Raw genomic sequence first — 13,084 nt, 5'->3', positions numbered from 1 at the left:
ACCTTGAGCAGTTCCGCACCGCAGGAGACCGGCCGGCAGCGTCTGTGGTCGGTGGACGAGCACCTCGCGGACGTCCTCGCCGCGATCCGGCCGCTGGAGCCCATCGAGCTCCAGTTGCTCGACGCCCAGGGCTGCGTCCTGGTCGAGGACGTCACCGTGCCCGTCGCCCTTCCGCCCTTCGACAACAGCTCGATGGACGGGTACGCCGTCCGCGTGGCCGATGTCCAGGGCGCGAGCGAGGAGTTCCCGGCGGTGCTGACGGTCATCGGGGACGTCGCGGCCGGCAGCGGCGAGCTGCCCACCGTCGGACCCGGTCAGAGTGCCCGGATCATGACCGGCGCCCCGCTGCCGCCCGGCGCGGAAGCCGTCGTACCGGTGGAGTGGACCGACGGCGGCACCGGGGGCGGCGCCGCCTCCGGGATGACCCCGGCCAGTGCCGCGCCCGAGGGCGCCGCCGGAGAGGTACGGGTGCACCGCGCGGCCGAGGCCCGGGCGCACGTCCGCGCGCGGGGGAGCGACGTACAGGCCGGGGACCTCGCCCTGGCGTCGGGCACGGTGCTCGGGCCGCCGCAGATCGCGCTGCTGGCCGCCATCGGGCGGGGCACCGTACGGGTGCGGCCGCGGCCGCGGGTGGTCGTGATGTCCACCGGCAGCGAGCTGGTCCAGCCGGGCGAACCGCTGGCGGCCGGGACGATCTACGACTCCAACAGCTTCGCGCTCGCCGCGGCCGCCCGGGACGCCGGGGCCATCGCCTACCGGGTCGGCGCGGTCTCGGACGACGCGGACACGCTGCGCGCCACCATCGAGGACCAGCTGATCCGGGCGGACCTGCTGGTCACCACGGGCGGGGTCAGCGTCGGGGCGTACGACGTGGTCAAGGAGGCCCTGACCTCCGTCGGCGGGTCGGGTGGCTCGGGTGTTTCCGGTGGCTCGGGCGGCTCGGGCGGCTCGGGCGGCTCCGGCGGGGAGGACGTCCAGGGCGGCGGGGTGGACTTCCGCAAGCTCGCCATGCAGCCCGGCAAGCCGCAGGGCTTCGGCTCCATCGGCCCCGACCACACGCCGCTGCTGGCGCTCCCCGGCAACCCGGTGTCCTCGTACGTCTCCTTCGAGCTGTTCGTGCGTCCCGCGATCCGGGCGCTGATGGGCCTGCCCGACGTGAACCGGCCCAGCGTGCGAGCGGAGCTGAAGGCGGACAAGGCGCTGGGCTCCCCGGCGGGCAGGCGCCAGTTCCTGCGCGGGAAGTACGACGCGGGGAGCGGCACGGTCAGCCCGGTCGGCGGATCGGGCTCGCACCTGATCGCCGCGCTGGCGCACGCCGATTCGCTCATGGTCGTACCGGAGGACGTCACTTCGGTGGAACCGGGCGCGGAGCTGGAAGTCATCCTGCTCGGCTGAGACCCCGTCGGTGCGGGTAGCGTGTTGCACCACACAGGCCCTTGCGGGGCCCGGAGCGGGAGCGGCACCACTTATGAGCACGCACAGCAGGCTGACGCACATCGACGAGGCCGGCGCGGCCCGGATGGTCGACGTCTCGGCGAAGGACGTCACCACCCGTACGGCGCGAGCCAGCGGGCGCGTCCTCGTCTCCCCCCGGGTGATCGAGCTGCTGCGGGGCGAGGGCGTACCGAAGGGCGATGCCCTCGCCACCGCGCGGATCGCCGGGATCATGGGGGCGAAGAAGACCCCCGACCTGATCCCGCTCTGCCACCCGCTGGCCGTCTCCGGCGTGAAGGTGGACCTCTCGGTCGCCGACGACGCCGTCGAGATCCTGGCCACCGTCAAGACGACCGACCGCACGGGCGTCGAGATGGAGGCGCTGACGGCCGTCGCGGTCGCCGGACTGACGGTGATCGACATGGTCAAGGCCGTCGACAAGGGCGCCGTCATCACGGACGTCCGGGTGGAGGAGAAGACCGGCGGCAAGTCCGGCGACTGGAGCCGCGCATGAACCCCCCGCGCGGCGGCGAGGCACACAGCCACAGCCACGGCCTCGGTCCCGCCCCAGTGACCGCCCCCGACCCCGCCGCCGGCAGCGGTTCCGCGGCGGGGCCGTCGCCGCGCGGGCTGGTGGTCACCGCCTCCAACCGGGCCTCGCGGGGCGTGTACGCCGACCAGGGCGGCCCGCTGCTCGCCGCGGCCCTGGAGGAGCTCGGCTTCGCGGTGGACGGCCCGCGGGTCGTCCCGGACGGGGACCCCGTCGAGCAGGCGCTGCGCGAGGGCGTGGCCGCCGGGTACGACGTCATCCTCACCACCGGCGGCACCGGCATCTCGCCGACCGACCGGACCCCGGACGCCACCGCGCGGGTGCTGGACTACGAGGTCCCGGGCATCCCGCAGGCCATCCGGGCCGAGGGCCTGGCGAAGGTGGCGACCGCGGCCCTCTCCCGAGGCCTCGCCGGCGTGGCCGGGCGCACCCTGATCGTGAACCTCCCGGGTTCGACGGGCGGCGTCCGCGACGGCCTCGCCGTCCTGGCCCGGATCCTGCCGCACGCCGTGGACCAGCTCCGGGGCGGAGACCATCCCAGACCGGCCGGAGCCACCGGGAGCGAGAGCTGAACGGTCCCTCCTGGCCGGTGGTGCTGGCGGACGGCGATGTCACGCTCCGGCCGATAAGACTGCGGGACCAGCGCGCCTGGCGCGAGGTCAACCGCCGCAACCGCGAATGGCTGCGGCCGTGGGAGGCCACGATCCCGCCGCCCGCGCCGTGGGGGCCGGTGGTCCAGCGGCCCACGTACCGTCAGATGGTGCGCCATCTGCGGGCGGAGGCGAACGCGGGCCGCATGCTGCCGTTCGTCATCGAGTACGAGGGCCGGCTGGTCGGGCAGCTGACGGTCGCCGGGATCACCTGGGGCTCGATGTGCGCGGGTCACGTCGGTTACTGGGTGGACCGCGAGATCGCGGGGCGGGGCGTGATGCCGACGGCTGTCGCGATGGCCGTGGACCACTGCTTCGCGAAGGTCGGCCTGCACCGGATCGAGGTGTGCATCCGCCCGGAGAACGGGCCGAGCCGCCGGGTCGTGGAGAAGCTCGGCTTCCGCGAGGAGGGGATGCGCCCGCGCTACCTCCACATCGACGGAGCGTGGCGCGACCACCTCGTCTTCGCCCTCACGGCGGAGGAGGTCCCGGAGGGGCTGCTGCGCCGCTGGCGGCGGGCCAATCCGGGGCTGAATCGATAATGCGTTCGAATTAGAACCGGAATCGTCCATAACTTGATCCGAAGAATCACAAAAAAAGTCCGTGATATCAGCCTGATCGTGCGACACACCGGCTCAATTGGCCGATCCGCTCGGCCGCGCCCCTCTACGGTGTGAGGGTGAGCAGCAGCGGCCTCATCTACGCAGTCATTGTCGGGGCCTGGGCCGCCTACTTGGTGCCCATGTGGCTCCGGAGGCAGGACGAGCTGAACGAAGCCCGTCCGACGGAACGCTTCTCCACCGCCATTCGGCTGCTTTCCGGCCGGGCGGGAATGGAGCGCCGTTACGCCAGGGGACTGCGGGAGCGCGGTGACCAGGAGGCGGAGGCCCGGCCCGAAGCGGACCCGGACGCGACGACGGAAACGGTGAATTCCGTGGACGCCGACGCCCGGGTCCTCGGCGTGCCCCCGACCAGGGCGGAACCCCGGTCGGCCGCGGCCGACCGGGTGGAACGGGCGGAGCGGGCCCGGCGCGAACAGCGCCTCCAGGTGCTCGCGCGCCGCCGGCGCACCACGGCGCTCCTCTTCCTCGTCTTCACCCTCGGAGCCGTCGTCGCGGCCGTCGGCGGGCTCGGCCTCCTGTGGGCCCCGGCGGTGCCGGCGGTCCTGCTGAGCGCGTACATCGTCCACCTGCGGGTCCAGGAGCGGCGGCGCTACGAGTTCACGATGGACCGGCGCCGTGCCGAGGCGGCCGCCCGGCAGCTGCGGGAGAACCGCGGCCCGCGCCGGCGCCACCCCGAGGATGCCCCCGCCGAGGGCGCCGACCCGGACCCCGCGCCACCGGTCTCCCCCCAGGAGGCCGGGCGGCGCGCGCTGGTCGAGCAGACCGACCACGCCGAGTGGGTGGACCAGCAGCGGGAACGCGAACGCGGCCCGGCCCGCGGTGACAGCTGGGAGCCGGTCCCGGTCCCGCTGCCCACGTACGTGACGGCCCCGGTCGCCCCCCGCGCCACCGGCCCGGCCGCCCCGGACGGGTGGAGCTCCGCCCGCTCCAGCACGGCGGAGCCCACGGAGCCCCGGCTGCGCGCCCAGCCCCACGTCCCGGCCCCCGCGAAGCCGGACTCCGCGGTGGACGCCAAGCAGTCCCCGCCGCGCCCGCGCGGCCGCGACCGGGGCCGTACGCCGCTGTTCGACCAGTACGAGGGCGAGGACCGCCCGCGCGCCGCGAACGAGTGATCGGTGACCTGCGCGGACGCTCCCCGATACCGGTTTTGGAGCACCAGCGCGGGGATGCTAATGTTTCACACGTCGCAAGGGCCTGTGGCGCAGTCTGGTAGCGCACCTCGTTCGCATCGAGGGGGTCTGGGGTTCAAATCCCCACAGGTCCACAAACGACAGTTCGCGAGTAGCTCTCGGGAACGTCATGAGATCCCGTCCGGTCATAAGACCGGGCGGGATCTCGGCGTTTGCGGGGGTGTTCGGGGCGGTCGGCCCGCTCGGAACGGGACCGGCCCGCGCCCTGGGGTCAGGGGCGGGCCGGGGCGGGGTCAGGCGCGGAGGGCGGCCATCCAGGCTTCGATCTCGTCCGCCTGGCGGGGGAGGGCCGCCGAGAGGTTCTCGTTGCCGTCCTCGGTGACGAGGATGTCGTCCTCGATGCGGACGCCGATGCCGCGGTACTCCTCGGGCACCGTCAGGTCGTCCTCCTGGAAGTACAGACCCGGCTCGACGGTCAGGCACATGCCCGCCTCCAGCGTGCCGTTGACGTACAGCTCGGTGCGGGCCGCCGCGCAGTCGTGGACGTCCATGCCGAGCATGTGGCCGGTGCCGTGCATGGTCCAGCGGCGGTGCAGGCCGAGCTCCCAGACCTTCTCCAGGTCCATGTCGCCGAACAGGCCCCAGGAGACCAGCTTCTCGGCCAGCACGCGCTGCGCGGCGATGTGGAAGTCCCGGTAGTCGGCGCCCGGCTTCACGGCCGCGATGCCGGCCGACTGGGCCTCGTACACGGCGTCGTAGATCTTGCGCTGGAGCGGGGTGAAGCGGCCGTCGATCGGCACCGTGCGGGTGACGTCGGCGGTGTAGAGGTTGCGGGTCTCCACGCCGGCGTCGAGCAGGAGGAGCTCCCCGGAGCGGACCGCGCCGTCGTTGCGGACCCAGTGGATGGTGGTGGCGTGCGGGCCGGCGGCGGCGATCGTGCTGTAGCCGACCGCGTTGCCCTCGACGCGGGCGCGCAGGAAGAACGTGCCCTCGATGTAGCGCTCGCTGGTCGCCTCGGCCTTGTCGAGGACCTTGACGACGTCCTCGAAGCCACGGGCGGTGGACTCGCAGGCGTAGCGCAGCTCGGCGATCTCGAACTCGTCCTTGACGCGGCGCATCTCGGAGAGGAAGACGCGGAACTCCTCGTCGCTCTCCGCGGTCACCTTGTCGTTCAGGGCGGCCTCGATGCCGGCGTCGTGGCCGCGCAGCACGCGGACCCGGCCGGTGGCCTCCTTGAGGGCGGCGGCCAGCTCGCGGACGTCCGCGCAGGGCAGGCCGAGGAGCCGCTCGTTCTCGGTGAGGCTGTTGCGCCGGCCGTCCCACAGCTCGCCCTGGCCGGAGAGCCAGAACTCGCCGTTCTCGCGGTCGGACCGGGGCAGCAGGTACGCGGTGGCCAGGTGGCCGCCGTCCGCCGCGGGCTCCAGCACCAGGACGCCGTCCTGGGTCTGGTCACCCGTCAGGTACGCGTAGTCCGAGGACGGACGGAAGGGGTAGTCCGTGTCGTTGGCCCGGATCTTCAGGTTGCCGGCGGGGATCACCAGGCGCTCGCCCGGGAAGCGGGCCGAGAGCTCGGAGCGGCGCCGGGCGGTGTGCGGGGCCTGCGCGATGGGCTCCAGGTCGTGGCGCTCGGTGTCGGCCCAGCCCTGCTTCATGTTCTCGGCCAGCGCGTCGCTCACGCCGCCCGTCAGACCGTTCTTCCGCTGCTCTATGGCCTCGGTCCCGTCGGTCTGTTCGTCCTCGGTGGTCTCCGGGGTCTGGAGTTCCTGGCCGGGGTCCTGGATCTCGGACGTCGCCTGGGTCACGACTGCCTCCTGAATCGAAATCGGTCACGACTGCCTCTGAACCGCGTGAGGCCGTCCGCCATCGTAGGGGCGGCCGGGGCGCCGGTTGATCTCTGCCCGTGAGACGGGCCGCCGCCGCCGGCCGGTGCCGCTGCGCACGTTGTCCTGAACCGGGCGGGTGGCGCGCCGCGCCGCCGCCCGAACTGCCGCCCGCCTTATCGCGGCGGCGCGCGTTCCGCGTTCCCCGGTGCCCGGCGAGGCGCCCGCGCGCGCCGGGCGGGAGGAACGGTCGCGAACGCGAGCCTTGATCCCGTAAATAGACGTATGGGGGGCGGATGTAAGAATTCGTGAGGGGAAATCGGATACTGATCAAATCATTCCGATACGGGTTGGCCGTAAAAGTACTTGACTGTCGCAGGGGTTCACGTATGTGACCTCGCCCCCGGGGGGTTGCGGGTGCCCGGAGGAGTGTGATTGCCCTGTTCGGCCGCCCTTCGGGCCCGCATTCAGACTATTGACGCGGGTTGGCAACACCCCTAGGATCGAGCCGCTGTTGGGCAGCGGGGGCGCGGGCATCGGCACAGTCGGCAGAGGATCAATGGATTCCCGGCGTGTGGTGGGACTGGGTTTTCCGGCTCTGGTCGCCGGTATTTCCGGATAGCCATTTCGCACTGACGGGGGCATTGTGTCCGAGGGTACGTCTGAGTCGAAGTCGGGGCTCGGGACCTATTTTCGACTGCTCCGGGAACCGGGCGCCGCGGCGCTGGGATTCTGGGGGATGATCGGCCGATTCCCGATTGCCATGCGTTCCGTCGGCTGCCTCCTGCTGATCTCCGCTTCCACCGGATCCATGGCCGAGGCGGGAACCGTCGCGGCGGCCATGCTGATCGCCCAGGGCGTGGCCAGCCCGGTGCTCGGGCGCCTCGCCGACCGGCTCGGCCAGCGGCGGGTGCTCCTGACGGCCTGCCTGGCGCACGCGGTGGGCATGACGGCGCTGCTGGTGTCGATCGTGCTGGAGTCACCGCTGTGGCTGATGACCGTCGCGGCGGTGGCCGCCGGGTGCACCTCGGTCTCCTTCACCTCGTTCATGCGGGCGCGGTGGGCGGCGATGGTCGACCAGGGGCTGCTGCGGGCGGCGTACGCCATGGAGTCCATGCTGGACGACACGATCTTCCTGGTCGGTCCGCTCCTGGTCACGGTGCTGGCATCCGCGGTGCACCCCGCCGCGGGCCTGGTCGCCTGCCTGGTCCTGACCACCGTCGGCTCGATCGCCGTCGCACTGCACCGCGGGTCCGAGCCGGCGTCCGCGCCGGCGCCGGGCCGCGGCGCGGAGCGGGCGCTCGGGGTGCCCGGGGTCTGGATCCTGATGCTCGCCTACGCCGGGATGGGCTTCCAGTTCGGCGCGGTCGACGTCACGATGATCGCGTTCGCCCGGGAGGCCTCCGCGCCCGGGCTCGCGGGCGTGTTCATCTCGCTGATCGCGGTCGGCAGCCTGATCGCCGGCCTGGTCTACGGGTCGACGGACTGGCGCCTCTCACAAGCGCGGCTGCTCCCGGTCACCACCGGGTTGCTGACGCTCGGGGTGGTTCCGCTGGCCTTCGTACGGTCCCCGCTGCTCATGTGCTTCCTCGCCGTCGTCGCGGGGATCGCGATCTCCCCGGCGCTGATCGCGGGCAGCACGCTGCTGGAGTCACTGGCTCCGAAGACCGCGCTGTCCGAGGCGTTCTCGTGGCTCACCAGCTGCGGCGCCCTCGGCATCGCCTCGGGTACGGCCGTGGGCGGCCAGCTGGCCGACCTGGGCAGTTCCGCGTGGGCGGCGTGGGCGGGGGTCGGCGGCGGGGCCGTCGCCCTGGTACTGAGCCTCGCGGGCCAGTCGGCCCTGCGCAGGAACAGGCCGGTCTCCGAACCGGCCACCAAAAAAATGGCGGTACGAGAACAATGAACGATGAGGACAGAGTTGTGAATACAGCACATCCTGTGTCCGGGCGAGAGAGCCTCGGGGGCCTACCCGTTCCCCGCATCTCGTTCGACGAGTTCATGGCCTTCGGGCGGGAGGCCCTCATCCGGGCCGACGTCCCGGTGGTGATCACCCTTCCGCGGGGCGCCCAGGGCCTCGGCCGGGAAGGCGTGGCCAAGCGCCTCGGCGACCTGATGGTCACCCTGTTCACCGAGCCCAGCAACAAGCAGAACTCCGAGCGGTGGACCACCAAGGAGATCAGGCTCCGCGAGTTCTTCGAGGACGAGCGCTACCTGACCGACCCGGGCACCTGGAACCGCATCGTCTCGAACTTCCGCAACAGCCCCGCCGACGTCAACGCGATCCTCGGCTTCGACGCGGCCAGGCTGTTCGACTACCGCCGCCCCATGAACGCGGCCAACCTGTGGATCAGCCACAAGGGCGTGTTCACCCAGAGCCACTTCGACGAGCTGGAGAACTTCAACATAGCCCTGGAGGGCCGCAAGCGGTTCGTCCTGGCGCCCCCCGGCTTCTGGGAGTACTACCCGCGCTCGCTCAAGGACGGCTTCGGCGACAAGTCCCAGGTCTTCGACTTCGACGACGTGGACTGGGCGCGCTACCCCAAGCTGGCGTCCAAGCTGGCCCAGCGCCGCGAACTCGTCCTCGAACCGGGCCAGATGCTCTACCTGCCGCTCGGCTGGTGGCACCAGGCCGAGTCGCTGGACGAGATGAACATCAACGTGAACTTCTGGCTGCGCGACCCGAAGATCTTCCGCCGGCCCTACGTCCTCGGCGTGGCCCTCTACACCGCCGTGTTCCGCAAGCTCAAGGGCGTCTACAACTACCAGCCCGCCGAGGGGACCTCATGACCGAGCGCCTGAGCATCACCCCGACCCACGCGTACCGCAACAACGACAAGCTGATCGGCATCGGCAACGCGTTCTGGGACATGTCGGAGCGCAGCGGGCTCGCCGGGATCGTGGCCGCGTACGGCGAAGGCGTGCTGCGCACCGAGGCCGGCCACGAGTACATCGCCGAGGGCCACGAGTTCGTCAACTTCAGCTGCTGCTCGTACCTGGACCTCGACTCCCACCCGAAGGTCATCGAGGGCGGCATCGAGGCCCTGCGCCGCTACGGGGTCCTCGACCACTGCATCGCGCGCAGCCGCGTCCAGATCCCCGCGATGCTGGAGCTGGAGGCCTCCCTGGGCGAGCTGTTCGGCGCCCACGTCGTCTGCTCCATCGCCGCCAGCACCGCGACGTTCGGCCTCCTGCCGCTGATCGCCTCCGGTCACCTCGGCACCGGCAAGCGACCGCTGATGATCTTCGACAAGAACGCCCACGTGTCGATGGCCAACGTCAAGCCGGTCTGCGCCGACGAGACCGAGGTCGTCACCTCCGGGCACCACGACCTCAACTTCATCGAGGACGCCTGCAAGAAGTACGAGCAGGTCGCCTACGTCTGCGACGGCAGCGACAGCCTCGGCGGCTACGCGCCCGTCAAGGAACTCGCCGAACTCCAGGACCGGTACGGCCTGATCGTCTACTACGACGACTCCCACTCGATGTCCGCGTACGGCGAGCGCGGCGTCGGCTACGTCCGCACGCACAGCCCCGTCCTCGACGAGCGCACCATCGTCGTGATGACCCTGAACAAGGCGTTCGGCACCAGCGGCGCGGCGATTGTGCTCGACGGGTACGACAAGGAGACGCTCCGCGTCATCGAGCGCTTCGGCGGAGCCCTGAACTACTCGCAGCTCCTCAACACCCCCGCCGTCGGCGCGGGCCTCGCCTCGGCGGAGATCCACCGCACCGGCGAACTCGTCACCCTCCAGAACAAGCTGTACGAGAACATCGAGCTCTTCGACTCGCTGATCCACACCGACCAGACCGGCAGCACCTTCCCGATCCGCCTCGTCCCGATGGGCGACGACACCGTGATCGAGGCGGGCCGCCGCGTGTTCGAGGCCGGGTTCTACGTCTCGCCGGTGTTCTTCCCGATCGTCGCCCGCGGCACGGCAGGCCTGCGCGTCATGATGCGCGCCGGACAGACCGCGGAGCAGGTCCGCGCGCTCTGCGCGGTCCTCGCCGAGGTCGGTGCCCGCCCGACGGCCCCGATACCGGGGGAGGCGGCCCGATGACAAGAGCGACGGACACCGCCCTGGCCATCCCGCGCAGCATCCTCTACACGCCCGCGCTGTCGCTGGAGCGGGTCGTCAAGGCCTGGTCCTACGACGCGGACGTGCACCTGATCGACCTGGAGGACTCCGTCCCGCCGCAGGAGAAGGACGCGGCGCGGATCGTGTGCCGGGCGGCGCTGGAGAAGGCCCCGGACCCCCGCAACATCGCGGTCCGGGTCAACGAACTGGGCACCCTCGCCGCCGTCCACGACCTCGCGATGCTCGCCGGGGCGGCGGTCCGGCCCGGCTTCGTCGTGATGACGATGGTGGACTCCCCGGTCGAGGTGACGCTGATGCGCGACACCCTCGCCTCGGCGGGCGCCCATCCGCAGATCTACGTCACGCTGGAGACCCCCGCCGCCGTCGCCGCGATCGACGCCATCGCCGAGGCCGCCGACGGGCTGGTCTTCGGCTCGGCCGACCTGGCCGCCACCCTCGGCGTGGAGATCACCTGGGCCGGCATGCTCTCCGCCCGGCAGGCGATGGCCATGGCCTGCGCCCGCTACGGCACCGCCTGCGTCGACACCGCCAACTACCGCCTCGCCGAGCCGGCCGTCCTGGCCGAGGAGATGGCCCGGGCGCGCGAACTGGGCTTCCAGGGGAAGGCCACCGTGCACCCGAGCGAACTCGACGCGATCAACGCGGCCCTGCGCCCCGACCCGGAGGGCCTGCGGGCCGCCCGGCGGGTCACCGAGGCCGTCCGGTCGGCGGCCGGCGGGATCGCCGTCCTCGACGGGAACATGGTCGGCCCGCCCTTCGCCCGGATGGCCCGCGACACCGTGGCCCTCGGCGACGCCTGGGCGCGCCGGTTCGGCGACGCGGAGGGGGCCGGACATGACGGTCGCTGAGGACGTCACCGCCGCCGCGCCGGCGACCGTACCGCCCGTCTCGGTCGCGGTCATCGGCACCGGGGCCATCGGCCAGGACCTGGTCAGCAAGATCCACCGGTCCGCCGTACTGGAATGCGCCCTGGTCGCCGGACGCAACCCGCACTCCGGCGGCCTGGAGCACGCCGCCCGGCTCGGATACCCGACCAGCACCGACGGGATCGACGCGATCCTCGCCTCGCCCCGCCCCTTCGACGTCGTCTTCGACGCCACCAACGCCCAGTCGCACGCCGAGCACTGGCGGCTGCTGCGGCCGCTGGACACCCTGCTGATCGACCTCACCCCGAGCAAGGTCGGGCAGATGGTCGTGCCGACCGTCACCGGGACGCACACCCCGACCGAGCGCAACGTCAGCCTGATCAGCTGCGGCGGACAGGCCTCCACCCCGATCGCGCACGCCCTCGCCGCCGCGTTCGACGTGGAGTACATCGAGGTCGTCTCCACCGTGGCCAGCAGCATCGCCGGCCGTGCGACCCGGCTCAACCTCGACGAGTACGTCGCCACCACCGGGCACGCCCTCACCGCCTTCACCGGCGTGCCCGACACCAAGGCGATCCTCAACATCAGCCCGGCCGTGCCCCCGGCGACCTTCCGCACGGCCCTGCACGCCGTCATCCCCGGAGCCACCGTGGAGGCGGTGCGCGCCGTGGTCGCCGAAGCGGCCGAGCGGGTACGGGCCTTCGCGCCCGGCTACGAGGTCATCGCCTGCGGCGTGGACGGCGACCGGGTCGTCGTCTCCCTGGAGGTCATCGCGGACAGCGACGTGCTGCCCCGCTACGCCGGGAACCTCGACATCATCAACTCGGCCGCCATCCTGGTCGCCGAGCAGCACGCGGCCCGGCTCGCCCCGGCCGCCGGGACGGGGGCGGCCCGATGAACACCGTGGTGATCCACGACCCCACGCTGCGCGACGGCCAGCACGCGGTGCGGCACCAGCTCGGCGTGGCCGCCCTGCGCGGATACGCGGAAGCCGCCGACGCCGCCGGGATCCCGGTGGTGGAGGTGGGGCACGGCAACGGCCTCGGCGCCTCCTCCCTCCAGGTCGGGCGGGCCGCCGTCAGCGACGACCTGATGCTGTCGACCGTGCGCGAAGCCCTGCGCACCAGCAAGATGGGCGTCTTCATGCTGCCCGGCTGGGGCACCTGCGAGGACCTGCGCAAGGCCGTCGCGCACGGCGCCGACGTGATCCGCGTCGGCGTCCACTGCACCGAGACCTCGCTGGCCGAGCGGCACCTCGGCTTCCTGCGCGAGCAGGGCGCCGACGCGCACTGCGTGCTGATGATGAGCCACATGGCGACCCCCGCCGAACTGGCCGAGCACGCCGTCCGCGTCGTCGGGTACGGGGCGCGGGCCGTCGGCATCATGGACTCCGCCGGGTACTTCCTGCCCCAGGACGTCACCGAGCGGATCGGGGCGATCCACGAGGCCGTCGGGGACGGCGTGCCCGTGATCTTCCACGGGCACAACAACCTCGGGATGGCCGTCGCGAACTCCGTCGCGGCCGCCGGGGCCGGAGCCGGGATCATCGACGGCTGCGCGCGCGGCTTCGGCGCCGGGGCGGGCAACACCCAGCTGGAGGTGCTGGTCCCGGTGCTGGAACGCACCGGCTTCCGGACCGGCATCGACCTGTACGCGCTGCTCGACGCGGCCGAGTTCGCCGAGCGCGAGCTGATGCCCGCGCCGCCGACGACCGGGTCGCTGAGCATCGTCAGCGGGCTGGCCGGGGTGTTCTCCGGGTTCAAGCACCAGGTGCTCGACCTGTCCGGTCGCGCCGGGGTCGATCCGCGCGACGTGTTCTTCGAGCTCGGCAGACGGCAGGCCATCGCCGGCCAGGAGGATCTGATCGTGGACGTCGTGGCCGAACTGAGCGCGAAGCGGGCCGCCGCGTGAGCG

General features: G+C 72.2%; 12 protein-coding genes and 1 tRNA gene. 12 read left to right on the top strand and 1 reads right to left on the bottom strand.

Annotated features, from left to right (window positions below; translation table 11 throughout):
* The first annotated feature begins 3 nt into the window (after positions 1-3).
* From glp to EES41_RS15660, 6 genes are all read left to right on the top strand, one after another.
* A complete protein-coding gene (glp, locus tag EES41_RS15685) occupies positions 4-1,395 on the top strand; it encodes a gephyrin-like molybdotransferase Glp (protein WP_174261690.1) in 1,392 nt (463 codons plus the stop codon).
* A 73-nt stretch (positions 1,396-1,468) separates the two neighbouring features.
* Entirely contained in the window at positions 1,469-1,948 is a 480-nt protein-coding gene (gene moaC, locus EES41_RS15680; protein WP_008741807.1) for a cyclic pyranopterin monophosphate synthase MoaC, read from the top strand.
* Complete coding sequence (locus EES41_RS15675) at positions 1,945-2,556, top strand: molybdenum cofactor biosynthesis protein B (RefSeq protein WP_123078942.1); 612 nt, start codon at positions 1,945-1,947, stop codon at positions 2,554-2,556. The genes moaC and EES41_RS15675 overlap by 4 nt, the downstream gene beginning before the upstream one ends.
* Positions 2,557-2,573: 17 nt before the next feature.
* Entirely contained in the window at positions 2,574-3,176 is a 603-nt protein-coding gene (locus EES41_RS15670) for a GNAT family N-acetyltransferase (protein WP_123078940.1), read from the top strand.
* 137 nt (positions 3,177-3,313) lie between these two features.
* Entirely contained in the window at positions 3,314-4,369 is a 1,056-nt protein-coding gene (locus tag EES41_RS15665) for a hypothetical protein (protein ID WP_123078938.1), read from the top strand.
* 78 nt (positions 4,370-4,447) lie between these two features.
* Positions 4,448-4,521: transfer RNA gene (locus tag EES41_RS15660), tRNA-Ala, on the top strand.
* A gap of 159 nt (positions 4,522-4,680) precedes the next feature.
* Here EES41_RS15660 and EES41_RS15655 read toward each other — a convergent pair.
* Positions 4,681-6,168, bottom strand: a complete 1,488-nt coding sequence (locus tag EES41_RS15655) for an aminopeptidase P family protein (protein ID WP_174261814.1) — start codon at positions 6,166-6,168, stop codon at positions 4,681-4,683.
* 802 nt (positions 6,169-6,970) lie between these two features.
* On the opposite strand from EES41_RS15655, the gene EES41_RS15650 reads away from it, so the two are divergent.
* Genes EES41_RS15650 through dmpG form a run of 6 tightly spaced genes read left to right on the top strand, consistent with a single transcriptional unit; the run spans position 6,971 to position 13,081 of the window.
* Positions 6,971-8,110: an MFS transporter gene (locus EES41_RS15650; RefSeq protein WP_254211454.1), complete on the top strand. Its 1,140-nt coding sequence runs from the start codon at positions 6,971-6,973 to the stop codon at positions 8,108-8,110.
* Complete coding sequence (locus tag EES41_RS15645) at positions 8,107-8,994, top strand: cupin-like domain-containing protein (RefSeq protein ID WP_216827257.1); 888 nt, start codon at positions 8,107-8,109, stop codon at positions 8,992-8,994. Before EES41_RS15650 ends, EES41_RS15645 begins: the two co-directional genes overlap by 4 nt.
* On the top strand, positions 8,991-10,265 hold the full coding sequence (locus EES41_RS15640) for an aminotransferase class I/II-fold pyridoxal phosphate-dependent enzyme (protein WP_123078934.1): 1,275 nt from the start codon (positions 8,991-8,993) through the stop codon (positions 10,263-10,265). The genes EES41_RS15645 and EES41_RS15640 overlap by 4 nt, the downstream gene beginning before the upstream one ends.
* Positions 10,262-11,152: a CoA ester lyase gene (locus EES41_RS15635; RefSeq protein WP_123078932.1), complete on the top strand. Its 891-nt coding sequence runs from the start codon at positions 10,262-10,264 to the stop codon at positions 11,150-11,152. Before EES41_RS15640 ends, EES41_RS15635 begins: the two co-directional genes overlap by 4 nt.
* Positions 11,139-12,068 carry an acetaldehyde dehydrogenase (acetylating) gene (locus tag EES41_RS15630; RefSeq protein WP_123078930.1) on the top strand — a complete coding sequence of 310 codons (930 nt, stop codon included), beginning with the start codon at positions 11,139-11,141 and terminating at the stop codon, positions 12,066-12,068. Before EES41_RS15635 ends, EES41_RS15630 begins: the two co-directional genes overlap by 14 nt.
* Entirely contained in the window at positions 12,065-13,081 is a 1,017-nt protein-coding gene (gene dmpG / locus EES41_RS15625; protein WP_123078928.1) for a 4-hydroxy-2-oxovalerate aldolase, read from the top strand. Before EES41_RS15630 ends, dmpG begins: the two co-directional genes overlap by 4 nt.
* Positions 13,082-13,084 lie beyond the last annotated feature (3 nt).

This window comes from Streptomyces sp. ADI95-16, assembly GCF_003721495.1.
In the GTDB taxonomy this organism is placed as follows: domain Bacteria; phylum Actinomycetota; class Actinomycetes; order Streptomycetales; family Streptomycetaceae; genus Streptomyces; species Streptomyces goshikiensis.
The sequence above is the reverse complement of the archived record's forward strand: the minus strand, read 5'-3'. Positions and strand labels throughout refer to the sequence as shown.

Excerpts from the sequence above, each read along its gene's own strand:
- moaC (WP_008741807.1), top strand. The coding sequence starts at position 1,469 with ATGAGCACGCACAGCAGGCTGACGCACATCGACGAGGCCGGCGCGGCC.
- EES41_RS15675 (WP_123078942.1), top strand. The coding sequence starts at position 1,945 with ATGAACCCCCCGCGCGGCGGCGAGGCACACAGCCACAGCCACGGCCTC.
- EES41_RS15650 (WP_254211454.1), top strand. The coding sequence starts at position 6,971 with ATGCGTTCCGTCGGCTGCCTCCTGCTGATCTCCGCTTCCACCGGATCC.
- EES41_RS15645 (WP_216827257.1), top strand. The coding sequence starts at position 8,107 with ATGAACGATGAGGACAGAGTTGTGAATACAGCACATCCTGTGTCCGGG.
- EES41_RS15640 (WP_123078934.1), top strand. The coding sequence starts at position 8,991 with ATGACCGAGCGCCTGAGCATCACCCCGACCCACGCGTACCGCAACAAC.
- EES41_RS15635 (WP_123078932.1), top strand. The coding sequence starts at position 10,262 with ATGACAAGAGCGACGGACACCGCCCTGGCCATCCCGCGCAGCATCCTC.
- EES41_RS15630 (WP_123078930.1), top strand. The coding sequence starts at position 11,139 with ATGACGGTCGCTGAGGACGTCACCGCCGCCGCGCCGGCGACCGTACCG.
- dmpG (WP_123078928.1), top strand. The coding sequence starts at position 12,065 with ATGAACACCGTGGTGATCCACGACCCCACGCTGCGCGACGGCCAGCAC.